Origin of the sequence: uncultured Algimonas sp. (assembly GCF_947498175.1) — a bacterium.
Lineage (GTDB): Bacteria > Pseudomonadota > Alphaproteobacteria > Caulobacterales > Maricaulaceae > Litorimonas.
The window spans coordinates 63,407-85,703 of record NZ_CANMJB010000005.1; the positions used below are offsets into that span (position 1 = coordinate 63,407).

Below are 22,297 nucleotides of genomic sequence, written 5' to 3' on the forward strand. Positions count from 1 at the left end.
GGAGCTGCAAGGCTCAATCGTCCGTAGCCGTCAGGGCGGGGAGCACGAAACCCTCCGGGACGTCCTTGGCCACGAGGGTGAACCGGCCTTTCGTGCAAAGCTTCCTCTCGCCGGTCAGAAGCATCTCCACGAAAAGCTCGACATCGACATCGAGCGATCGGCGACCCACCCGCACGACACAGGCCACGGCATCGACCAGGTCCCCTTCGTGAGCCGGGGCGATGAAATCGATCCGTTCGCTGGCCGCCGTCACGAAAGGAACGCGGCCATGGCGCGAGGCCGCGATGAACGCGACCCGGTCCATGTGGGCCAGTGCGACTCCGCCGAACAGGGTTCCGTGATGATTGGTGTCGCCGGGAAACACCATGGTCATCGAACGGCTGGGACCGCCCTGCCAGCTATCCATGTCCGTCATGCCGGCACCCTCAGCCGGCGGGCGGCCTCGACCATCGCGCTCAAGGCGGGACCAACATCGTCCCAGCTGCGCGTCTTCAGCCCGCAATCCGGGTTCACCCAGAGCTGGTCCGGGGCGATGTGGGCGCCCGCCAGACGGAGCAACTCGACCATCTCTTCCACGTCGGGAACGCGCGGCGAATGGATGTCATAGACCCCCGGCCCGATCCCACTGGGATACTGGTAGTCGGCGAAGGCCTGGAGGAGTTCCATCTGGGAACGCGCGGTTTCGATCGACAGAACGTCGGCATCCATCGCGGCGATGGAAGGCAGGATGTCGTTGAATTCCGAATAGCACATATGGGTGTGGATCTGCGTCTGCGCCTGCACGCCTGCCGCGGCCAGCCGGAAGCCCGCGATCGCCCAGTCGAGATAGGACTCCCAGTCCGACATGCGCAATGGCAACCCTTCGCGCAGGGCCGCTTCGTCGATCTGGATCGCCCGCGCGCCCGCCGCTTCCAGGTCGGTGACTTCTTCCCGGATGGCGAGCGCGATCTGCTGGCAGGTCTGCGACCGGGGCTGGTCGTCGCGGACGAACGACCAGTTCAGGATCGTCACCGGCCCCGTGAGCATTCCCTTGACTGGTCGTTCCGTCAGACTCTGGGCATAGGCCCACCAATCCACCGTCATCGGCGCGGGCCGGGAAACATCGCCGTAAAGGATGGGAGGACGCACGCAGCGGGATCCGTAGCTCTGCACCCATCCGTTTTGGGTGAAGGCAAAACCCGACAGGCGTTCGCCGAAATATTGCACCATGTCGTTGCGTTCGAATTCGCCGTGGACGAGCATGTCCAGACCGACCGCTTCCTGCCATAGGATCGTATCCTTGGTCTCCGCTTGCAGGAAGGCGGTATAGTCCGCATCCGACACGGTTCCGCGCCTATGGGCCGCGCGCGCCTGACGGACCGCCTTGGTCTGGGGAAAGGATCCGATTGTCGTGGTCGGGTAGGAGGGCAGGCCGAGACGTTCGGCCTGAAGCGGGCGCCGTGTCGCGAAATCAGGGCGTTCGGACATGTTCGGCGTCACACCGGCGGTGCGCCGAGCGACGGCAGGGTCGTGGATGCGCGTCGATCGCCGCCGGGACCGGGCCGCATCCGATGCCGCCGATATGTCGTCCGCCACACTGTCCCGGCCCGCATTGAGCGCGCGTTTCAGACTGTCGAGCTCGCCGAGCTTCTGTACGGCGAAGGCCAGCCATTGGGTGAGTTCGGGATCGATCGCGGGTTCCAGATCCAGATCGATCGGGACATGCAGGAGCGAGCAGGACGGGGCCAGCACCAGGTCACGCTCCGCCGCGACCGGCGCGAGGCGGTCGAGCAGTGCGGCGAGGTCGGCGCGCCAGACATTGCGTCCGTCGATGACCCCCAGAGACAGCAGGAGGTCGGGCCGGACGGCGGCAAGAACGGGCTCCAGCTGTTCGGGCGCGCGGACCAGATCGATGTGCAGCCCCGCGACCGGCAGATCCGCCACGAGGTCCAGATTGTCGCCCAGCTTTCCGAAATAGCTGGTCAACATGATCTTCGGGCCCGCCTTGGCCAAAGCCGCATAGGCGGTTCGGTAGGCCGCCGTCTGGACAGGATTCAGATCCGTCACCAGACAGGGTTCGTCGATCTGCACCCAATCCGCCCCCGCAGCTGCGAGATCGACGAGCAACTCCGCATAGACATCGAGCGCGTCGCCCAGAAGCCCGAGCGGATCGACGTCGTGGCCCTTGGCCAGGGACAGCCATGTTACGGGCCCGACCAGGACCGGGCGCGTCTCGATGCCCAGCGCCTTGGCTTCCCTGTAATCCTGCACGATCTGGTCCGATGACCGGCGCAAGCGAGTCCCAGCCGTCACCTCGGGCACGATGTAATGGTAATTCGTATCGAACCACTTGGTCATCTCCATGGCGGCCTGACCGCCTCCCCGATGCGTGCATCCGCCTTCCGGATCGTCCCCGCGCGCCCCGCGCGCCATGGTAAAATACCGGTCCAGCGCGGTATCGCCGTCAGGGCCACCGTCGGGCTTGCCGTAGCGCGACGGTATGGCGCCCAGCATGACCGTCATGTCCAGCACATGATCGTAGAGCGAAAAATCCCCGCTCGGCACGTGATCGATTCCGCTGTTCTTCTGCCTCTCCCAGGCCGAAGCGCGCAGGGTCTGCGCCGTCCGCAGGAGCGCATCGCGACCGGATTGACCGGACCAGTATCGTTCGAGGGCGAATTTCAGGCCCCTTTTGGGTCCGATGCGTGGAAAGCCTAGCGAGGCGGTGGTGACGGTCATGGTGATCTCTTTCCCGATGAGGGCGGAGCGACCGGACATGCACGACCATCCACGCGCGACCGGCCACCCGGTCACGCCTGCAGATATCGGCCTGTCCGGACACCCCGCCGGATGACGTTGCTTCGGTCGGGGCAGGTCTCCTGGCTCACGGGTCGATGCGGACGGTCCAGCCTTCCCGGGACGCATGCCCCAGTGACGTGTTCGGACCGCCGCTCGCCGCTTACAGTTGCGGGGGCAGCACCGGCCTTGGCCCCTCACGGACCGCACCGGTTTCCCGTCTTAGCTTTGCGGACGCGACAGGCGACGCAAAGAACCTCGACAGGCTCGCCTTGCCCTGCCCTGGAGGAGGCGTCAACAGGATATAAAGGAAACTTTATATGGAATATCCATCCTATCGATCCGTTCCGCGCCCGCACGCCGCATTCCTTTCGGCTTGGACGGTTTCGCCAGCATCGCTACAGAGGCGGTCATGATCCGTGCCCTGCTCCCAATCGCCGCCTTGTTCCTTTCCGCCTGCTCCATGGAGGCGGTGAGCGAGAAGCGGGTGCCGGCGGATGTTCGGGCCGATGTGAATGCGAAGATCGACCGGCTGGTCGCAGGCGACACGCAGTTCATCCTGGACGCCTTTCCAGACGATTCCGGCAATCCCGACCTGGCCGCCCAGATCGAGCAGATGCGTACTAACGTGCCGGATGCACCGGAACTGTCGCGCCATGTCGTCGGCGTGATGGGATCGACGCAGCAGGCCTATTCCGACACGCAAGGCTCGGTGCGGACCGGCACTTACAATCTGGCGCACGAGTTGGAGTTCGAAGACGGCTACCTGCTGGTGCAGACCGCCACGACGCTGGACGCGGACGGGACGTGCTGCGTGCTGCGGGCGATCAATGCGACCCGCTTCGCCGCTTCGCCGCAATATGAGGACCAGCAACGGCGCGGGCGCCTGTTCCGCTGGCTCGCCCTGTTCCTGGTCGTCAGCACGCTGGCTACCCTCGTCGCGCTCGTCATCCGCATCGGCGGGCGCAAGGCGCGGGCGACGCGGATGGGCGGGCGCTAGGCCCGCCGGGCGCGTCGTTCACGGACGCGGCGCGCCGACCGACCAGAGGGTGAGCGGATCGACGCGGGCGTCGTCGCGGTAGGTCTCGATATGGACGTGGGAGCCCGTGCTCTGGCCCGAATTGCCGACGGCCGCGATACGTTCGCCTTTCGCCACACGCTGTCCCGGCTCGACCCTGTAGCTTTCGAGATGCGCGAACAGGGTCAGCGTTCCGTCGTCCGTCTGCAGCACCACCACCTTTCCGTAGGCGGGCTTTCCCTGGTACAGATCGGTCGCGTGACGGACCGTGCCAGCGGCCGGCGCGTGGATCGGCGTGCCGATCGGCGCGGCGATGTCGACGCCTTTGTGCGCGCGCATCTTGCCGGTCTTGAACGGGTCGTAGGAAACGCCGAACTTCGCCGTCATCCGCCCCGCCACCATGGCGGGAACGATTTGGGCGTTTGCGGGTCCGGGCTTGGTCTCGGCCTGAGTTCGGGCTTGTGTCTGGGCTTGAGTCTGGGCTTGGGCAGACAGGCCGAGACCCAACGTGCCCGCCCCGGACAGGCCAAGCGCAAGCGCCGCCAGGGCCGCCCTGTGGCGACGGGTCTTGAACGACCGGGTCGATCCGGTCATGATATGGCTGATTCTCATCTTTTCGTTCCTTAAGCGTTGGGTTGAGAATGTGGCGGCCGGGTATTGCCGTACCCGGCCCGCCATTATGTGAAGGGCCTGCAGAAGCGTTTCCGCATAGTCCCTTCGCATCCGGCGCGGGCGGCCCGCCGTGACGGCCCGGTCGCATTGCAGCTCCGCGCTCTGGCTCCATCCCGAAAACAAGGCGTGCGCGAAAGGCGAAATCCACGAGGCGCAGACCAGTGCGCGCAGGACCAGCCCCCACGCATCGTCATGCCGGTCGATATGTGCGGCTTCGTGGCGGATGATGTGATCCAGCTGCGCCGCGCTCAATCGGCGCAGATAGAGATCGGGAAGGAGGATGACGGCACGGTCGCGCGGCGTGAAGGGCGGCGCCCACGCAAACGCATAGACCGTTCGGCTGGAGACGCGCACGCGAATGCCCTCGAACCGGCCGTGATCGGTCGCCCCGTCGACGATCGCGCGCACCGTCGCCCGGCCGCGCACCAGCCGGACCGCGAAGATGGCGGCGCCGATCCCGTAAAGCGCCAACAGGAGCGGCAGCGCCTGCGCCACGTCCCACGTCATCCACGCCCCGCCTTGGGTCGTCGGCAGAAAAGCCGGCAGGTCGAGCGCCTCCAGCGATTGCGGCCGCGGCAGGGTCGGGGCGGGCGGCAGGAAGCTCCGGTCCGGCAGATTGCGCAACACCGTTCCCAGCGCCGCCACCAGCAGGGACGAGATCAGGGCGACGGCCCAGAGCCCGGACCATGGCCGCGTGCGCGGCAGGATCCGGCAAGCCAGCGTCATCCCGGCCCAACCGAGCGCCCCGACGGCCAGAAGGGCGAGCACGAACTCCGCCGTCACCTCCATCACGACGCCTCTCCTTCCGCCGCATCGTTGAGAACCCGCTCCAGCTCTTCGAGCTCCTCACGGGTCAGCAGGTCGGACTCCACCAGGTTCGACACGGGCAACGGCCCGTCCAGGTCCAGCACATCGGTGGCGAAAGCCCGGATCAGCCCAGCCAGGGTCGGGATCTTGCGCGCTCTCGCCCGGTAGACATTGAGGCCGTGCACCTCGCGGCGGTCCAGCAGGCCCTTCTCGACCATGCGCTCGATCGTCTTGCGCGAGGACGAACGCGACCATCCCAGCCGCTCGCTGATCGCCGCGTGGATTTCCCCCGTGCTCTGCGCGCCGCTGCGCCAGAGATGTTTGAGGATCACGAGTTCGGTCGGCGATGCTTTCATGTCGCCATATGGTGACATCCGTCACCTCATGTCAAGCGCGTATCCGAGCGGGGCCGCCAGCGCGCTCATCCGCCGCCGCCCTAACCGCTTGCGCGAAACCCCCGCTCGCCCTACCTCGCGCCCATGTCCACTGCGCAAACCCCCACCGACCAGAGCAAGATCCGCAACTTCTCCATCGTCGCCCACATCGACCACGGCAAGTCGACGCTCGCCGACCGGATGATCGCCCATTGCGGCGGGCTGACGGACCGGGAGATGAGCGAGCAGGTGCTCGACAATATGGATATCGAGCAGGAGCGCGGCATCACCATCAAGGCGCAGACGGTGCGGCTCGACTACACGGCCCGCGACGGCGAGACCTACATCCTCAACCTGATGGACACGCCGGGCCATGTCGATTTCGCCTACGAGGTCAGCCGCAGCCTGTCCGCCTGCGAGGGCTCGATCCTGGTCGTGGATGCCAGCCAGGGCGTCGAAGCCCAGACCCTCGCCAATGTCTACCAAGCCATCGAACACGACCACGAGATCGTGCCGGTCCTGAACAAGATCGACCTGCCCGCCGCCGAGCCCGACCGCGTGAAGCAACAGATCGAGGACGTCATCGGCCTCGACACGTCGAACGCCGTCGAAGCCTCGGCCAAGACCGGGCTCGGCATCGAGGACGTGCTCGAAGCCATCGCCACCCGCCTGCCCGCGCCGGATCACGGCGACCCGGATGCGCCGCTCAAGGCTTTGCTCGTCGATGCGTGGTACGACCAGTATATGGGCGTGGTCGTGCTGTTTCGCATCATCGAAGGCACGGTCAAGAAGGGCGACCGTATCCGCACCATGAACACCGGCGCGTCCTACACGGTCGACAAGGTCGGCGTGTTCAAGCCCAAACCCACCGACATGGCCTCCATCGGCCCTGGCGAAGTCGGCTTCCTGACCGCCAGCATCAAGGAGGTGGCCGACGCCGCCGTCGGCGACACCATCACCGAGGACAAGCGCCCGACAGAGACCGCGCTGGACGGCTTCAAACCGGCCCAGCCCGTCGTCTTCTGCGGCATCTTCCCGGTCGATGCGGCGGATTTCGAAGATCTGCGCGCCGCCGTTGGCCGCTTGCGCCTGAACGATGCGTCCTTCAGCTACGAGATGGAAACTTCCGCCGCGCTCGGCTTCGGCTTCCGCTGCGGCTTTCTCGGCCTGCTGCATCTGGAGATCGTGCAGGAACGGCTGGAACGCGAATTCGACCTCGACCTGATCACCACCGCGCCGTCCGTCGTCTACACGCTGAAAATGCGCGACGGCACGGACATGCAGCTGCACAATCCCGCCGACATGCCGGACGTGATGAAGATCGAACATATCGAGGAGCCGTGGATCAAGGCGACGATCATGACGCCGGACGAGCATCTCGGCTCCATCCTGAAACTCTGCCAGGATCGCCGCGGCATCCAGACCAACCTGTCCTACATCAACGGCCGCGCCATGGTGGAATACGAACTGCCCCTCAACGAGGTGGTGTTCGACTTCTACGACCGGCTGAAAAGCGTTTCCAAGGGCTACGCGTCCTTCGACTACCAGGCCATCGGCCTGCGCGAGGGCGACCTCGTCAAGATGTCCATCCTCGTCAATGGCGACCCGGTCGACGCCCTGTCCATGCTGGTCCACCGCAACAACGCCGAAGGCCGAGGCCGCCAGATGTGCGAGAGGCTAAAGGACCTCATCCCCCGCCACCTCTTCAAGATCCCCGTCCAAGCCGCCATCGGCGGCAAGGTCATCGCGCGCGAGACGATCGCGGCGATGCGCAAGGACGTGACGGCGAAATGCTATGGCGGCGATGCGAGCCGGAAGCGCAAGCTGCTCGACAAGCAGAAGAAGGGCAAGAAGCGGATGCGCCAGTTCGGGCGGGTGGAGATCCCGCAGGAGGCGTTCATTGCGGCGCTGAAGATGGACGATGCGTGATTTCAGGCTCCGCCTGAAAATATTTGATCCAGCGGATCAAATATAACGCATCGCCGTGAGGCGTAAGCCGAACGGATCACCGCACAGCGGTGACGGCCTGATCCCGCTAAAGCGGGATGATCGGTCCGGGGGACCGATCAAAGGCGTCGCCGCGAGCTACCGCGAGCGGATGGGCCCGGAGGGGTGAACGGAGCGTTGTGTAACTCTCAATCCGCGAAAGGGTGTATTGTCCAGTAATTGATCTAACACGTTGGACCATCATAATCTGAAGGTGGGTCGATCTGATCCCACCATAAGACAACGCTCTCACAGGCTGCGTGCATGTTTCCAAGGCGAGTTTTATATCCGTTAGGGGCTTGAACCAACTTACCCTGGAAAACATCGTATGAGAGATTCATCTTCGGAACCGCTGCACCATAATCTGAGAGATGCTGTTTTGCATACAAAAGCGATACTACAGCGGCACTCCTACAATGCTCCATGCGCTTGGCACCCGAAGTCTCGGATTTATTAATGTAAAGTGAAAGACAGCCCACAGCCGGTTGTTTCCGAAAGACGCCATGAACACTGCAGACTGCAGAAGAACTTATCCGAACTCCTTCAATATTCACCTTGGGCTTGGACTGTGGTAGAGCTCTAAGGTCAAGTGATCCTAGCCCTGTCTTGTTATAAGAAGCCATCACGGCAGAAAGGGCTTCCGCTGAACGTGATGCATCATTTCTTTTCCATTCTGAGAGTGATGGGTCTTCGAATTTGGCCTGAAGTCCCTCTATCTTAGCATGAAAGTTAGGCAACGTCCTTGCATCGTTTGTCAAAAAATTCACGATTCCATCGCTAGCGTCTCGATACTGAGCAACAATCGCAGTCTTAGGAAACTTTGCTTGCTGAATTATCGTTTTACGACGAGAAGGACTTGCGTTAACTATTTCCGCCAACTGATTTGCTGAAAGCCGAGGGTTTTCGTGAAGTTTATATTTGGTCTTTGCCATGGATGATCTCTATTTAAGTGCCGAAGTAGGAGGGCGAACGGTTTGTGTCTCTCCTCTTTCCAAAACAGCCTACAATCAGTGTGGCGGTAAAGGGCTTGGCGGAGACTATGGCTACTTTGTGTATGAGTATGACTCTCAAAATAGCGCTGCTGGAATAGAAGTCTTAGCCAAAGCTCGTTCGACCGAGGCAGCACTAAGAATTTTTGATCTCCTCACTCGCAAACCTATTCTTAACTAACGTTAGCATCTGTTCCCCCTATGTTCCAGTAGCAATATTGCGATAGAGCTCAAAATCTGCTGCTTCATGCCGGCCCTAGCGCCGAGACGCTGTTTGGGGTGATGGACAGGCCGATCAAGTCGGCCTGAGCGGACTAGGATAGGAGTCGCGCCTTCCCCCTCCCCCCGCTCTCGCCGACTTGATCGGCGAGCCCATCTCCCATAGCTCTCCCTTATGCCCGGCGGGTGGTTCTATATCATGGTCAACCGGAAGAACGGGACGATCTACGTGGGATCGACGCGAGATCTGGCGGCGCGGAACTGGGAGCATAAGTCCAAAGCCAATCCGAACGGTTTCACGGCAAAGCATGGGTGCGACCGGTTGGTCTATTACGAGGCGTACGACCTACTCATGGATGCCGTGGCGCGGGAGAACGCGGTGAAGCGGTGGAAGCGGTCGTGCAAGATTGCGTTGATCGAACGGGACAATCCGGACTGGTTCGATTTGAAGCTGGATCCGTTGGATTTCGGTTAGCGCGTGGGACAGTCTTGGCCAGACGATGGGGTGGGGTGATGGGCAGGCCGATCAAGTCGGCCTGAGCGGGCCAGGTTTATGGTCGCGCCTCTTTCTCTCCCGCTCAGGCCGACCCTCCGCGTCGATCAGTCCTCCGGACCTTTCAATCCTTCTCATACGTCGCATAGGTCCGTTCGCTGAGGCTCACGGCGCTTCGCTATTTTCGCCGTTAGCGAAAATTTGCCTGTGGCAACCGCTGTTGCGTGCATGTCGCTCGGCGCGCTGGAGCCGCGCGCGGCGACGAAAGAATATCCGCCCGCCCCATTTTCCTCCCCCTGTCCGGGGGAGGAAAAGGCGCTCGCGGTGCCTTCCGGAGCGGGCCTTTCCGCCGTGGGCAGGATCGATCCTCGATTTAGAGGCGCCCATCCCGCTGTTTTCGCAGGCGAACCGACAATCGTATCCGCGCAAACGCGATCATGGGCCATATTGCTATCACCCACCCCAGGCACGAGGGGTCCGTTACCTCGGTCGGTGGGCCCGGAGTCTGTGCCATCGTGCATGGACGGTTCGCGAGCTTACGGAGCGCGGACCGTCCCGCGGGGTGAGCGCCGTCGTCAGCCGGGAAGGCGAGATACGAGTCCGCCGCCGCCCGTCAGGGGTCGCGGCGGATGCGCCCCTTCCCGCGCCGGACGCCATGCCGGACGCGCCGCAAGCGCGACCGGCCTCTGGCGGCCTCGGCGGGTGCGCCCATTGCGGGCCCCGCCGGACGACGGCGCGAGCCGCCGCGTGGCTCCGGGGCGCGGGCTTCGGTTCGTGTGAAAAGGTTGTTCTCTCTCGTTCCTTCGCGGAACGGGGCCCGCGCTCGTGCCGCTTCGCCGAAGCCGCACCGCACACGCGCCAGCCCCCTTGAAAAAAGGGACGGCCGGCCAGCGTCGGCGGCTGCGCGACACTCAAACCCCATGGAAATTCTAGGAGACCCGCCCATGACCCGACGCCACGCCCGCCATTCCCGCCAGCCGCTCGTGACCGAAAACGAGATCGCGCTGGAATGGGAGCTCAAGCGCACGCGCAAGGAGCTCGCCCAATTGCGCCGCCAGCACGAAGATGCGAACCCGTACGCCAATAAGGGGCTGTCCGCGCCCTCCCGGCTCGATCTGGTCGAGAAAATCGCCAAGATGTGGGAGAATTGCGCCCTCCACCGCGTGCCGAGCGACGCGCTGTGCCCGCATTGCGGCGGCATGACTCGCGAGCAGGTCCGGGAGGGCTGGATGCGCTGGGTCGCGGAGGAAGAAAGCATTGCGGAAAGCTCGAAGACGGACTGAATGCCCGACCGACACGCCGCGCGCTTAGTCCTCCCCGAGGTCGGGCTCCCGGTCCTCCATCGGTTCGCGCCCGTACAGCACCTCGAAATCGTCCGTCTCGAACACGTCGCCGACCTTGAAATCGAAATCGTCCGTATGGGCCGGATCGTGCGGCAGGCAGCGGGCATCGCAGAGCAGTTCGGCCGTCACGGCCTGTCCGTCCATGTACCAGAGCCGCCCACCCGGCGTCACGACATAGCCGTCCTGTCCCGCCAGATGCGTGCCGTACATGTCGACGAAAGACGGCGTTTCGGTTTCGTGTTCGACCGACGGCGAGCCATGCGTGTGATAGTTGGCGAGCACGTTGAAACTGCGGTCGAGATAGTTGAAGACGGGTTCGCAGAAATTCGCCTCGCCGCGTGTCGGCACCCAGGTGACGAATTCGCCCTCGTCGTTCAGGCCGATGAAGCCGCAGAACTCGAGGCCTTCGGCCAGGGAGCGGGTCTGAACCCGGGACAGCACCGTCTTGACATAGTCGATCTCCGCCGCGCTGCGCGGGGCGGCGCGTTCGTAATCCAGGGCGACGAGCTCGGGCGAACAGGCCCACAGCAGGGCCGGGGCGAACGCGGCGAGGCCCAAGGTCTTCACAAGGCGTCTGTCTATCATGATCGGCTCCGATGTCTGCGACCGAAGCCGTATGCGCGCGTGGCCCACAGGACCAGCGCGATCAGGGGGAATTGCAAGGCCACCCGGCCCCACAGGGCCGCCGGCGTGTCGAGCGAGCCCAGCGGCAGGCCTTCGATCGCCATGTGGATGTTGGCGGGCAGGACGGCGAGGAGGTACGCGGCGAGCGCCCAGCCGGTGACGCGGCGCCATTTCGGCACGACCAAGCCCACGGCGAAGACGAGTTCCATCAGCCCGGTCAGCTGCACGATTTGCCGCTTGAACGGCAGAGGCGGCGGGACGATGGCGGCGAAATCGTCGGTCAGGGCGAAATGGGCGAACCCCGCGGCCAGGAAGAACAGGGCGAGCGCCCAGCAGACGAAGGATCGAACGGTCACCCCTCCGGCCATAGCGCATCGCTTGGAGCGGCAAAGCGCAAATGAACGTTTCCAGCGGGTTTGTCCCATCTGGGACATTCGCATGGCGCGCGCGGGCGCGCACAAGGCGCGCAGCCGATCCACGGCCCATCATTCAAAAGGGGTAAACCACCAATGACGACACCGACCCGCCAGACCTGTCTGCGCGCGGCGCTCGCCGCAATCCTGCTGCTCGGCGCCACCGCGCCAGCGCACGCCCAATTCAAGAACCTGGAACGCATCGCCAAGAAGGAAGTCGAAAAGAAGGCGGCCAAGGAAATCCGCAAGGTTATCAACGGCTCGGACGACGCGCCCGCGCCCGCACCCGCACGCACCACGACGACCACGACGACGACATCCGTGACCACGACCGCCGCTGCCGCCCCGTCGGGCGGCGCCGCCAAGCCGACCGAGCTGACTCAATGCGACGGGCTGAAGCCGACCAAGGTCGTCTATGGCCGTCTGGGCGAATACACCTTCCAGAAGGGCATGAGCACGGAAACGCGCACCGGTTTCATCGACCGCCGCAACGTGTCGTTCGAGAGCGGCTGCATCCTGCCCAACCTGCGCACCGGCGAGGTCATGTATCTGGAATACGACACCGATGCGCTGAAGGCGAAGGGCGAGTTCGAGACCCAGTGCGTGAAGATCGACGACCGGGCCTACGGCGCGCTCAACGAGACCGAGACACGCGGCGAATATCCGACCAATGACAGCTATCTGGGCGAAGCGCATATGCGGCTGGCCTGCGGCAATTCGGAGGGTGTCGCCGAGTGCACCAGCGGCTCGAACGGCGACCGCGCCACGGCGGCCGACCAGGACCTGAAGGCGCGCGGCCAGACGGCGCTGTCCTTCCTGATGTCGCCCACGCGCCGCGGCACCACGCCGAAATCGGGCGAGCGGCTCTACTGCCAATACTACAATCCGGCGTCCGGCAAGAGCCTGTTCGGCTACGAATATTTCCGCGAATACGGATAGAAGGGTGAAGGGGAGGGTCGCTCCCGCCGTTATCTTCCGGCGGCGGGGGCGGCCCGTTTCCTTCTAGAACACGCCCGATCCGTCGCAGGCGATCAGAAGCTGGCCCTCCAGGCCGGCTTTTCTGTGGAAATGGAAGGATCGGTAGGTCTCGCTCGACACGGCGTCGAACATGGACCGCTTGTCCGGGTAGCGCACGATGGCGACGGCGTCCCATTCGCCCTCGCCCCCGCCGATGAGAAAGCGGTCGACCTGGCCACCGAAGACAGTCTCGACGCCGTCGATATCCAGGTCGCGCAGCATGTCGCCGAAGGCTTGCGCATAGCGCTCATAGGCCTGCGCGCCGCTGACCTGCTGGCCATCGCGGTAGGTGGAGATGCGTTTGAATTTCAGCAGGTTCAGCATGTAGACTGGCACGCCGTCCTCGTGGCTGTCGAGGAAGGACCGGATCTGCTCGGGCGTCGGTTCGACGGCGTTTGCGGTGGCCACGGATCAGTCCTTGTAGCCGGGATGTTCCAACACCTCGCTGGCGGAATTCTCCACCATCTCGGTCGAGACGAAGAAATCCGCGGCGAGCGGACCGGAATGGCCGGGCTGGTTGTACTGGTCGAAATCCGTCGTGCCGCTTTCCGCCAGCACGAATTCGTCGATGTGGAAATTGCCGGTCGCCTCGGCGCTGGGCCTCGACAGCACTTCGTAGGCGGCGTCGGCCATGATGGCGGGCGTGCGGCTCATCTGGGCCATGCCGTCCCCGCCCAGTACGTTGCGCACGGCGGCCGTGTCGATCGAGGTCATCGGCCACAGCGAGTTAACCGCGATGCCGTCGGCCCGGAACTCCTCCGCCATGCCCAGCGTGCAGAGGCTCATGCCGTATTTCGCCATCGTGTAAGCGACGTGGTTGCGGAACCAGCGCGGCTCCATCAGCAGGGGCGGCGCGATGTTCAGGATGTGCGCGTTGGTGCCGGCCTTCAGGTGCGGATGGCAGGCCTGGCTCATCAGGAAGGTGCCGCGCGCATTGACGCCGTGCATCAGGTCGAACCGCTTCATCGGCGTGGCCGTCGTCGGGGTCAGGGCGATGGCCGAGGCATTGTTGACGAGGATGTCGATCCCGCCGAACCGCTCGACCGTCTTGGCCACCGCGTCCGCGACCATGGCGTCGTCGCGGATGTCGCAGACGATGGGCAGGCACTGCCCGCCGACGGCTTCGATCTCCTCGGCCGCCGTGTAGATCGTGCCTTCGAGCTTAGGATGCGGTTCGGCCGTTTTGGCGCAGATCGCGATGTTGGCGCCGTCCGCCGCGACGCGCTTGGCGATGGCCAGGCCGATCCCGCGCGACCCGCCGGACATGATGAGCGTGCGTCCCTTGAATGGCATGGCGGCGGTCCTTCATCCGTTTGCAAAGCATCGGGTTAGGCCAGCCCGGCGGCCCGTGCAAGCGCGGCACCTTAATGCGGCTTAACCATGCCTCTGAACGGCGCCTTAAGCGTCGCCTGTCATCAAACGATCAGATTATCGCAAAGGGGGTGGGCCATGCGTCTTCTCGCATACGGAATATCCGTCTTGGCCCTGGGGGGCTGTTCTTATGGCGGGGTCGGTTTCGGCCAATCCCAGTCCGGCTGGCAGGGACCGGCCGCGCCGCTCGGCGCAGTCTGCGGCTACGATCCGTGCGCAGCGCCTGCGCCATTACCGGTCGTCTACGCACCGCCACCGCCGCCTGTCGCGCCCGTGCCCGCTTCGCCGTGTCACGTGGATCCATGCGCGGCGACCTATGCCGTGGCGCCTTACGGCGGTCCGCAGCCGTTAAAACACCACACGCACATCCGCCCGGCCTACCCCGGCGGCTACGGTCTGCGCGGCGGCTTCGCGCCGCAACCCGCCTATGCCTACGGGACATTGGGCGCGGTCTACTACGATCCGGACCAGCCCTATGCGGGTCTGCAAGGCCGCATCGGCTACCAGAGCGCCTCGTTCTTCGGGGCCGAAGTGGAAGGCTCCGTCGGCGTGATCGGCGACAGCGACCGTTTCGCAACCATCAACGGCTCCGCCGTACCGGGCGAAATCGAGGACGCGGTGGACCACTCCATCGCCGCTTTCGCCACGGGCCGCGTCCCGCTCGGCCAGGGCGTGTCCGCCCACGCCCGCCTAGGCTACCACAACACCAAGACGTCGCGCGATTTCGAATTCGACAATGGCGACCGCTTCGAGACGTCCGATACGCGGGTCGGCGTCGCCTACGGCGCGGGCCTGCAATACGATCTCACGCCGCTCGACGGCGTGCGCTTCGACTATACGCGCTATGAAGGCGGCGATAACGGCCTCGACTCCCTGTCGCTCGCCTATCTGCGCCGCTTCTAGGCCGCGTATCAAGCATCCACGGCTGCGTCCTGCCGGGACCAGAGTTCCGCGTAGAGGCCGCCACGCGCAAGTAGCTGCGCATGCGTGCCGCGTTCCACGATACGGCCCTGGTCCATGACGAGAATCTGGTCGGCATTCTGGATCGTGGACAGACGATGGGCCACGACCAGAGTCGTGCGGCCTTCGCTCGCCACGCCGAGCGCGGCCTGGATATCGGTCTCCGTCGCACTGTCGAGCGCCGACGTTGCCTCGTCGAGGATCAGGATCGCCGGATCCTTCAGCAACGTGCGCGCAATGGCGACGCGTTGCTTCTCCCCGCCCGAAAGCTTCAGCCCGCGCTCTCCGACCAGCGTGTCGTAGCCCTGCGGCAAGGCGGCGATGAAATCGTGTATCTGCGCGTCACGGGCGGCTTGCTCGATCTCGGTCCGGTCGGCATCGGGCCGGGCATAGGCGATGTTGTAGCCGATCGTGTCGTTGAACAGCACCGTGTCCTGCGGGACCATGCCAATAGAGGCGCGCAAGGACGCCTGCGTGATGTCGCGAATGTCGCGCCCATCGATCCGCACCGCGCCGCCGGCGATGTCGTAGAAACGGTAGAGGATGCGCGACAGGGTCGATTTGCCCGCCCCGGTCGGCCCGACGACGGCGACGGTCTGGCCCGGCTCCACCGTGAAGCTGATCCCCCGTAGAATTTCGCGGTCGGATTCGTAATGGAAATCGACATGATCGAATTCGATCCGGCCGCGCATATCGTCCACTGGCACGGCATGGGCCGCGTCGGTCACTTCCGGCGGCTCCTCCAGAAGCTGGAACATGCGCTCCAGATCGGTCAGCGCCTGCTTGATCTCGCGGTAGGCGAAGCCGAGGATGTTGAGCGGCCGGTAGAGCTGGTTCAGCACCAGCGTGATGGTCAGCATGTCGCCCGTGCTCATCTCGCCGCCAAGGATGAAATTGGCGGCCAGCACCATGCTGGCCACGATACCCGCATTCATCAGCAAGCTCTGCCCGATGTTCACGGTCGCGAGCGAGGTGCGCGAGCGGATCGCCGCGCGGGCATAGGCTTCCATCGCCGTGTCGTAGCGCTCGACCTCGCGCCGTTCCGCGTCGAAATATTTGACCGTCTCGTAGTTGAGCAGGCTGTCCACCGCCCGCGCCCAGCTTTCCGTGTCGCGCCGGTTCATCTCGCGCCGGAACTTCAGCCGCCATTCCGTCGTCATGACGGTGAAGGCGACATAGGCCACGACGACGACGATGGCGATCAGCGCGAACCAGCCATTGTAGGCCACCGCGAACGCTGCGCCCGCGATGACGAGCTGCAACAGCGTCGGGCCGATGTTGAACAGCAGGAAACGGAACAGGAAATCGATCGCGCGCACGCCGCGCTCGATGATGCGCGACAGCCCGCCCGTGCGTTTGGCCAGATGATAGCGCAGGGACAGCCGGTGCAAATGGGCGAAAGTCTCTGTCGCGATCTTGCGCTGCGCCTGCTGCGCCACGGGCGCGAAGACATATTCGCGGGCTTCGGAAAACAGCGTCGAGAGGACGCGAAGCCCTCCATAGCCGAGGATGAAGAAGGCGATGAACAGACCGACCTGGACGAACGCGTCGCCGCGTCCGACGGAATCGGCCACGGCGTCCTGCGCATTGCCGAGAAAGAACGGCGCGCCGACCAGGATGAACTGGCTGATCACGACAAGGGTGATCGCAATGACGGTGCGGACCTTGGCGTTCAGATCGCCTGGCGGCAGAACATAGGGGACGAGCCCGCGCAAGGCGGAAAGCTGTTCGAGCAGGCCGCGTTCTTCGACCTCGGTCGCGTCGGGATGGGATGGGGGTGGCATTGAAAGATTACTTGGTATGCGCGGAGGCTTTCAACAAGGCCAATGCAGTCGCCGACCCCGTTCTATTGCCAGAACTTCCACCAAGGTTTGATGGGTTCAGGTTCGAGAACGTAGAATTCCGTTCCGGACGATATGTCATATTTAAAGCTCGTTGCTTTCTGAAATGACATGGACAAAATCTCGAACGTGTGATCGGCGGACATGCCGCCTTTCCCATCTTCGGCGGCCTGCTTCGAGAGGAGGTCTTCGTAAAGGTCCAGGACCTCGCGGGGTACATTGCCAGACGGCATGAAGACCGGCGTGCCCTCAATGCCCTCATAGGCAATCCTCCAGACCTCCGCGCCGTCTCTCAATTGTATCAACTCACCGCACATGATCCCTTCATAGACGTTGAGGATGAGAGCCTCTGTCAGCTTTTTGAGGGCGCCGAGTTCCGAAGGCGACACATCGCCGTGTCTGCCATTCTTCCAAATTATGTAATGTCCCTTGGGTCCAACCGCGCCTGAGCAGGGGCTTTGGCAGTCTTCATCGGCCTGATCGGCTTCGACCACACCGATGGCAGCGAGCGCCGCCTCTTTCTCGGCAATCGGCACGGCAATGTTCCAGATATTGAATCCCATATCACACCGTCTCGAATTCCATGATCACTGCGTCCACGGCCAGATTATCCCCCGCTCCGGCTTTCACCGCGCTCACCTTGGCCCGCTTCTCCGCCCGCAGCGTGTTCTCCATCTTCATCGCTTCGACCACGGCGAGCGCTTGCCCGTCCTCGACCGTGTCGCCTTCCTCGACCATGACGCGCACGATCACGCCCGGCATGGGGCAGAGCAGCAGGTTGGACGTGTCGGGCGCTTCCTTGACCGGCATGTGGCGCGCGAGCGCGGCGGCTTCCGGCGTGCGGACCTTGACGCAGAATTCACAGCCGCGATGGCGGATCGTATAGCCCTCCGGACGCTTCGCCGCATGGAAGTTGAGGGGTTGATTGTCCACCAAGGCCCGGACCAGCCTGTCGCCCGGCTGCCAGTTGATCAGCACCTCCATCTCGATGGCGGCCTTGTCCTCCTTCGGATCGTCCATGACGATCGTGCGCAGACCCTTCTTGCCGCGAATGTCGGCCGTGTAGGTCGTTCCGCCAATGTCCACATGCCAGAGGTCGGGCACGTGGCGCGTGTGGTTCGGCAAGCCGCCGGAGATCTGCGCGGCGCGATGTTCCGAGACGTCGTGCATCAATGCAGCGACGGCCGCGAGCTTGCGCATCGTCCCCGCATTGCGTTCCGCGCCGTCGAACCCGTCCGGATATTCCTCGGCGATGAAACCGGTCGTGATATCGCCACGGATGAAGCGGTCGTGGTCCATCACGGCCTGAAGGAAGGGAATGTTGTGGCCAATCCCCTCCAGCTCGAACACGTCGAGCGCATTCCGCATGGCGTCTAGCGCCACGCCCCGATCCGGCCCCCAGGTGCAGAGCTTGGCGATCATCGGATCGTAGAACATGGAAATCTCGCCGCCCTCGAACACGCCGGTGTCGTTGCGCACGATGGCGCCGCTCTCGCGCGGGCCTTCGGCGGGCGGGCGGTAGCGGGTCAGGCGGCCAATGGAGGGCAGGAAGTTGCGGAACGGGTCTTCCGCATAGATGCGGCTCTCGATGGCCCAGCCGTTCAGTTCGACGTCTTTCTGCCTGATCGCGAGTTTTTCGCCCTGCGCGGAGCGGATCATCTGTTCGACCAGATCGACGCCCGTGATCAGTTCCGTCACCGGATGTTCCACCTGCAGCCGCGTATTCATTTCCAGGAAATAGAAATTCCTGTCGCCATCGACGATGAATTCGACCGTCCCGGCGCTGTCGTAATCGACGGCCTTGGCCAGCGCGACGGATTCTGCCCCCATGGCGGCACGGGTGGCCTCGTCCAGGAAGGGCGACGGCGCTTCCTCGATGACCTTCTGGTTGCGACGCTGGATCGAACATTCGCGCTCGCCCAGATAGATGACATTGCCATGCTTGTCGCCTAGCACCTGGATTTCGATATGGCGCGGCTGGGTGACGAATTTCTCGATGAAGATGCGGTCGTCGCCGAAACTGCTCGCGGCTTCGGATTTGGACGCCGCGAACCCCTCGCGCGCTTCGTCATCGGTCCAGGCGATCCGCATCCCCTTCCCGCCGCCGCCGGCCGAGGCCTTGATCATCACCGGATAACCGATCTGCTGCGAAATCTTCACCGCTTCTTCGGCGTCCTCGATCAGCCCCATATGGCCCGGCACGGTCGACACGCCCGCTTCCGCCGCAAGCTTCTTCGACGTGATCTTGTCACCCATCGATACCACAGCATGCGGGTTCGGCCCGATAAAGACGATGCCCTCGCTCTTCAGCCGCTCCGCGAACTCCGCATTCTCCGATAGAAATCCATAGCCCGGATGCACCGCATCCGCCCCCGTCTGACGGCAAGCGTCGATGATCTTGTCTTGCACGAGATAGGAGTCGGCGGCGGCCGGCGGGCCGATGTGCACGGCCTCGTCCGCCATGGAGATGTGCAGCGCGTTCTTGTCAGCGTCGGAATAGACGGCAACGGTCGCGATGCCCATGCGCCGCGCTGTCTTGATGACCCGGCAAGCGATCTCGCCGCGATTGGCGATGAGGATTTTGGAAATCATCAGACGACTCCGAACAAAGCGAGAATGACGAAGGTAACGGCCAGCATGATAGCAAGCATGCCACCAACGATAATGAGGGCTGCACCTGAACCTGGGTTTGAATAGAATAGCTGATTGATGGCCGGAGCCGGTGTTCCGTCATCATTGACGGACTCTCCCGGCACATCATCCGCCCAGAAAGAGCCATATTTAGTCTGAACCGGCCTCCGACGGTTCTGGGGCATCTCCGAAATCATGCCTTGAAGATCCGAACTGTTTCGTCTGCCATAGAGCCGTGGAGAGCGTTCCGGTTTGCATCGGAATAAACCACAACGGTCGCAATACCTATGCGCCGCGCCGTTTTAATGACTCGGCAAGCGATCTCGCCGTGATTAGCGATGAGGGTTTTATTTACATCGCCCAAAGCCAAGCCCCGACGGCTAAAAACAAAAACGACGCCATAAATGGCACCCAGAACGGGAGGATCCGCGACTGGATCTTACTCAAAACACTTCGATTTCGAAGTTGATCTAATACTTCATCATTAAGACCAATCATAAACCGATATGTACGCGGAAGAGAATTCATAAATAATCGTATATGCTCGATACTCTCACGCTTATAGCCGTCGCCTAGAGCACTACTCGATATTTCAGTGTCGAAATTTAATGACTCAACCATTTCTCGCTGATGCTCCAAAGACCCTTTTAACATTTCAATTTGCGCTGGCTCATTCGGGAATAGGTCATCAATCGAACTTAATGTTTTTGAAATCGAGTCCATATGCATTCTGAAGACTTTAATTGCGCCTTTCGCGCTGTCAGTCTGAATTTGTAAGTCATTACCCTTTATCCATATTGCTTTCTCCTCCTTAGCGAAGTTATGACTATCGATTTTCGATAAGTACTCCCCTAATTTTTCCGCGACATATTTATCAACTCTCACCTTATCGATATAAAAATTGTTATTACTTTGAAGAAGCGTTATGCAGGACTTTATTGTGTCATGTCGCGTGTTATATTCCAATCTATCTTGCATCCAAAAACTTACCATAGAGAACAGGGCAAAAAGAAGCGTGCCAATTCTCAAGATCGTCTCATCTGGACTTTCCTTAAACACAAAAAACCCCGGGATACCTGCTTTTTTAACACCCATATCGACTATCGAGGCAAAAATAAGGGCGGACAACACTGATTGGTAACGCAGGCGGGTGTGTCCAGAACTCCAGTTAATAGTACCTTTCACAGCGGCAAGTTCCCATGCTTCTTCCACGGGTTCTGGAGCTGCTTGTCCTTGGCTAGTGCGAAGGCCCGCGCCACACGTTTCCGCGTACTCCTCGGCTGGATGACTTCGTCAATGTAGCCGCGCTCCGCCGCGCGGAACGGGCTTAGAAACTTCTCTTCGTAATCCGCGACGTGTTCCGCCGTCTTCTCCGCATCATCTAAATCCTTGCGGTGCAGGATCTCCACCGCGCCCTTTGCGCCCATCACGGCGATTTGCGCCGTGGGCCAGGCGTAGTTGATGTCGCCGCGCAGATGTTTGGGGGCCATGACGCAGTAGGCGCCGCCGTAAGCCTTGCGCGTGATGACGGTGACCTTGGGCACGGTGGCTTCGCCGAAGGCATAGAGGAGTTTGGCACCGTGCTTGATGACGCCGCCATATTCCTGGTCCGTGCCGGGCAGGAAGCCAGGGACATCGACCAGGGTCAGTATCGGGATGTCGAAACAGTCGCAGAAACGGACAAAGCGCGCGGCCTTGCGCGAGGCGTCGCTATCGAGGCAACCGGCCAGCACCATGGGCTGGTTGGCGACGACGCCAACCGTCTGGCCTTCGATGCGGATAAACCCGCACAAAATGTTCTTGGCGAAGTCCTTCTGGATTTCGAAGAAGTCGCCCTCGTCGGCGACTTTGCGCACCAGTTCGCGCATGTCGTAGGGCAGGTTCGGATTGTTAGGGACGAGCGTATCGAGGGACTCGTCGATGCGGTCGTGGGCGTCGAAGAAGGGCCGGACCGGCACCTCGGCGCGGTTGTTCAGCGGCAGGAAGTCGAACAGGCGGCGGATTTCCGCGAGCGCTTCCATGTCGTTGTCATAGGCGCCGTCCGCGACGCTGGACTTGGTCGTGTGCGTCTTGGCCCCGCCCAACTCCTCGGCCGTGACGACTTCGTTGGTCACGGTCTTCAGCACATCCGGTCCGGTCAGAAACATGTAGGAGCTGTCGCGCACCATGAAGATGAAATCGGTCAGCGCCGGGGAATAGACCGCGCCGCCTGCGCTCGGACCCATGATGACGCTTATTTGGGGTATCACCCCTGACGCCAGAATATTGTTCTGGAAGACAGACGTATAGCCCGCTAGCGCCGCGACGCCTTCCTGGATGCGCGCGCCGCCGCTATCCTGCAGGCCGATGATGGGCGCGCCGTGGCGCATGGCCATTTCCTGCACCTTGGTGATCTTCTGCGCGTGGGTCTCGCTCAAGCTGCCGCCGAAGACGGTGAAATCCTGCGCAAACACGAAGGTCTTACGGCCGTTGATCGTGCCCCAGCCCGTGACCACCCCGTCGCCGGCCGGCTTGGACGCATCCATGCCGAAATCGGTGGAGCGGTGGGTGACGAACATGTCGAATTCTTCGAAACTGCCCGGGTCGAGCAGCAGGGAGAGCCGTTCGCGCGCGGTCAACTTGCCCTTGGCGTGCTGCGCGTCGATGCGCCGCTCTCCGCCGCCCTGGCGCGCGGTCTCGCGCCGTTCGTTCAACTGATCGAGAATGGTGCTCATACGGTTTTCCCAGCCACCCGCCTGTTCAAACCCGTCTTTCGTGCGGGCCT

General features: G+C 62.8%; 23 protein-coding genes and 1 riboswitch. Of the genes, 7 read left to right on the forward strand and 16 right to left on the reverse strand.

All coding sequences use genetic code 11. From position 1 onward, the window contains the following. Window positions 1-13: 13 nt before the first annotated feature. Entirely contained in the window at window positions 14-415 is a 402-nt protein-coding gene (locus Q0718_RS09240; protein ID WP_298916754.1) for an acyl-CoA thioesterase, read from the reverse strand. Continuing rightward, the gene (gene metE / locus Q0718_RS09245; protein WP_298916757.1) at window positions 412-2,718 is read right to left on the reverse strand and encodes a 5-methyltetrahydropteroyltriglutamate--homocysteine S-methyltransferase; all 2,307 of its coding nucleotides are present in this window, start codon (window positions 2,716-2,718) and stop codon (window positions 412-414) included. Before metE ends, Q0718_RS09240 begins: the two co-directional genes overlap by 4 nt. 112 nt (window positions 2,719-2,830) lie before the next feature. Then, a riboswitch (cobalamin riboswitch) is annotated at window positions 2,831-3,051 on the reverse strand. 136 nt (window positions 3,052-3,187) lie between these two features. On the opposite strand from metE, the gene Q0718_RS09250 reads away from it, so the two are divergent. Further along, the gene (locus Q0718_RS09250; RefSeq protein ID WP_298916760.1) at window positions 3,188-3,775 is read left to right on the forward strand and encodes a hypothetical protein; all 588 of its coding nucleotides are present in this window, start codon (window positions 3,188-3,190) and stop codon (window positions 3,773-3,775) included. 18 nt (window positions 3,776-3,793) lie between these two features. Here Q0718_RS09250 and Q0718_RS09255 read toward each other — a convergent pair whose 3' ends face one another. Beyond that, complete coding sequence (locus tag Q0718_RS09255; protein WP_298917189.1) at window positions 3,794-5,254, reverse strand: M23/M56 family metallopeptidase; 1,461 nt, start codon at window positions 5,252-5,254, stop codon at window positions 3,794-3,796. Beyond that, window positions 5,254-5,628 (reverse strand): BlaI/MecI/CopY family transcriptional regulator, encoded by a 375-nt coding sequence (locus Q0718_RS09260; RefSeq protein WP_298916763.1) that lies wholly within the window; start codon window positions 5,626-5,628, stop codon window positions 5,254-5,256. Before Q0718_RS09260 ends, Q0718_RS09255 begins: the two co-directional genes overlap by 1 nt. 123 nt (window positions 5,629-5,751) lie before the next feature. Between Q0718_RS09260 and lepA the strand changes: the two genes are divergently transcribed. Continuing rightward, window positions 5,752-7,575, forward strand: a complete 1,824-nt coding sequence (gene lepA, locus Q0718_RS09265) for a translation elongation factor 4 (protein WP_298916765.1) — start codon at window positions 5,752-5,754, stop codon at window positions 7,573-7,575. 242 nt (window positions 7,576-7,817) lie between these two features. Here lepA and Q0718_RS09270 read toward each other — a convergent pair whose 3' ends face one another. Continuing rightward, window positions 7,818-8,564 (reverse strand): hypothetical protein, encoded by a 747-nt coding sequence (locus Q0718_RS09270; protein WP_298916768.1) that lies wholly within the window; start codon window positions 8,562-8,564, stop codon window positions 7,818-7,820. On the opposite strand from Q0718_RS09270, the gene Q0718_RS09275 reads away from it, so the two are divergent. The 3 genes from Q0718_RS09275 to Q0718_RS09285 all read left to right on the forward strand — a co-directional run bounded on the left by Q0718_RS09275 (window position 8,563) and on the right by Q0718_RS09285 (window position 10,616). Continuing rightward, window positions 8,563-8,802 (forward strand): hypothetical protein, encoded by a 240-nt coding sequence (locus Q0718_RS09275; RefSeq protein WP_298916771.1) that lies wholly within the window; start codon window positions 8,563-8,565, stop codon window positions 8,800-8,802. The genes Q0718_RS09270 and Q0718_RS09275 overlap by 2 nt on opposite strands. 213 nt (window positions 8,803-9,015) lie before the next feature. Then, window positions 9,016-9,315, forward strand: a complete 300-nt coding sequence (locus Q0718_RS09280; protein WP_298916773.1) for a GIY-YIG nuclease family protein — start codon at window positions 9,016-9,018, stop codon at window positions 9,313-9,315. 962 nt (window positions 9,316-10,277) lie between these two features. After that, window positions 10,278-10,616 (forward strand): hypothetical protein, encoded by a 339-nt coding sequence (locus tag Q0718_RS09285; RefSeq protein WP_298916775.1) that lies wholly within the window; start codon window positions 10,278-10,280, stop codon window positions 10,614-10,616. 24 nt (window positions 10,617-10,640) lie between these two features. Here the strand turns inward: Q0718_RS09285 and Q0718_RS09290 are convergent, their stop codons facing one another. Both Q0718_RS09290 and Q0718_RS09295 read right to left on the reverse strand, forming a co-directional pair. Next, window positions 10,641-11,261 (reverse strand): DUF4329 domain-containing protein, encoded by a 621-nt coding sequence (locus tag Q0718_RS09290; RefSeq protein ID WP_298916777.1) that lies wholly within the window; start codon window positions 11,259-11,261, stop codon window positions 10,641-10,643. Beyond that, complete coding sequence (locus tag Q0718_RS09295; protein ID WP_298916779.1) at window positions 11,258-11,656, reverse strand: DoxX family protein; 399 nt, start codon at window positions 11,654-11,656, stop codon at window positions 11,258-11,260. The genes Q0718_RS09290 and Q0718_RS09295 overlap by 4 nt, the downstream gene beginning before the upstream one ends. 153 nt (window positions 11,657-11,809) lie before the next feature. Between Q0718_RS09295 and Q0718_RS09300 the strand changes: the two genes are divergently transcribed. Beyond that, window positions 11,810-12,652, forward strand: a complete 843-nt coding sequence (locus Q0718_RS09300; protein ID WP_298916781.1) for a hypothetical protein — start codon at window positions 11,810-11,812, stop codon at window positions 12,650-12,652. A gap of 63 nt (window positions 12,653-12,715) precedes the next feature. Here Q0718_RS09300 and Q0718_RS09305 read toward each other — a convergent pair whose 3' ends face one another. Both Q0718_RS09305 and Q0718_RS09310 read right to left on the reverse strand, forming a co-directional pair. Next, window positions 12,716-13,138, reverse strand: a complete 423-nt coding sequence (locus Q0718_RS09305) for a hypothetical protein (RefSeq protein ID WP_298916783.1) — start codon at window positions 13,136-13,138, stop codon at window positions 12,716-12,718. Window positions 13,139-13,141: 3 nt separating this feature from the next. After that, on the reverse strand, window positions 13,142-14,023 hold the full coding sequence (locus Q0718_RS09310) for an NAD(P)-dependent oxidoreductase (protein ID WP_298916785.1): 882 nt from the start codon (window positions 14,021-14,023) through the stop codon (window positions 13,142-13,144). A gap of 156 nt (window positions 14,024-14,179) precedes the next feature. On the opposite strand from Q0718_RS09310, the gene Q0718_RS09315 reads away from it, so the two are divergent. Continuing rightward, a complete protein-coding gene (locus Q0718_RS09315) occupies window positions 14,180-15,004 on the forward strand; it encodes an outer membrane beta-barrel protein (protein WP_298916786.1) in 825 nt (274 codons plus the stop codon). An 8-nt stretch (window positions 15,005-15,012) separates the two neighbouring features. Here the strand turns inward: Q0718_RS09315 and Q0718_RS09320 are convergent, their stop codons facing one another. The 7 genes from Q0718_RS09320 to Q0718_RS09345 all read right to left on the reverse strand — a co-directional run bounded on the left by Q0718_RS09320 (window position 15,013) and on the right by Q0718_RS09345 (window position 22,247). Then, a complete protein-coding gene (locus Q0718_RS09320) occupies window positions 15,013-16,845 on the reverse strand; it encodes an ABC transporter ATP-binding protein/permease (protein WP_298916788.1) in 1,833 nt (610 codons plus the stop codon). Between the two features lie 62 nt (window positions 16,846-16,907). Next, on the reverse strand, window positions 16,908-17,465 hold the full coding sequence (locus Q0718_RS09325; protein ID WP_298916792.1) for a hypothetical protein: 558 nt from the start codon (window positions 17,463-17,465) through the stop codon (window positions 16,908-16,910). Window position 17,466: 1 nt separating this feature from the next. Beyond that, window positions 17,467-19,494, reverse strand: a complete 2,028-nt coding sequence (locus tag Q0718_RS09330) for an acetyl/propionyl/methylcrotonyl-CoA carboxylase subunit alpha (RefSeq protein WP_298916794.1) — start codon at window positions 19,492-19,494, stop codon at window positions 17,467-17,469. Next, window positions 19,494-19,730 carry a hypothetical protein gene (locus Q0718_RS09335; protein ID WP_298916796.1) on the reverse strand — a complete coding sequence of 79 codons (237 nt, stop codon included), beginning with the start codon at window positions 19,728-19,730 and terminating at the stop codon, window positions 19,494-19,496. The genes Q0718_RS09330 and Q0718_RS09335 overlap by 1 nt, the downstream gene beginning before the upstream one ends. After that, window positions 19,727-19,903, reverse strand: a complete 177-nt coding sequence (locus Q0718_RS13715) for a biotin carboxylase N-terminal domain-containing protein (RefSeq protein WP_366523857.1) — start codon at window positions 19,901-19,903, stop codon at window positions 19,727-19,729. Before Q0718_RS13715 ends, Q0718_RS09335 begins: the two co-directional genes overlap by 4 nt. Next, on the reverse strand, window positions 19,885-20,745 hold the full coding sequence (locus Q0718_RS09340; RefSeq protein WP_298916799.1) for a hypothetical protein: 861 nt from the start codon (window positions 20,743-20,745) through the stop codon (window positions 19,885-19,887). Before Q0718_RS09340 ends, Q0718_RS13715 begins: the two co-directional genes overlap by 19 nt. Continuing rightward, the gene (locus Q0718_RS09345; protein ID WP_298916801.1) at window positions 20,715-22,247 is read right to left on the reverse strand and encodes an acyl-CoA carboxylase subunit beta; all 1,533 of its coding nucleotides are present in this window, start codon (window positions 22,245-22,247) and stop codon (window positions 20,715-20,717) included. Before Q0718_RS09345 ends, Q0718_RS09340 begins: the two co-directional genes overlap by 31 nt. Window positions 22,248-22,297: the final 50 nt, after the last annotated feature.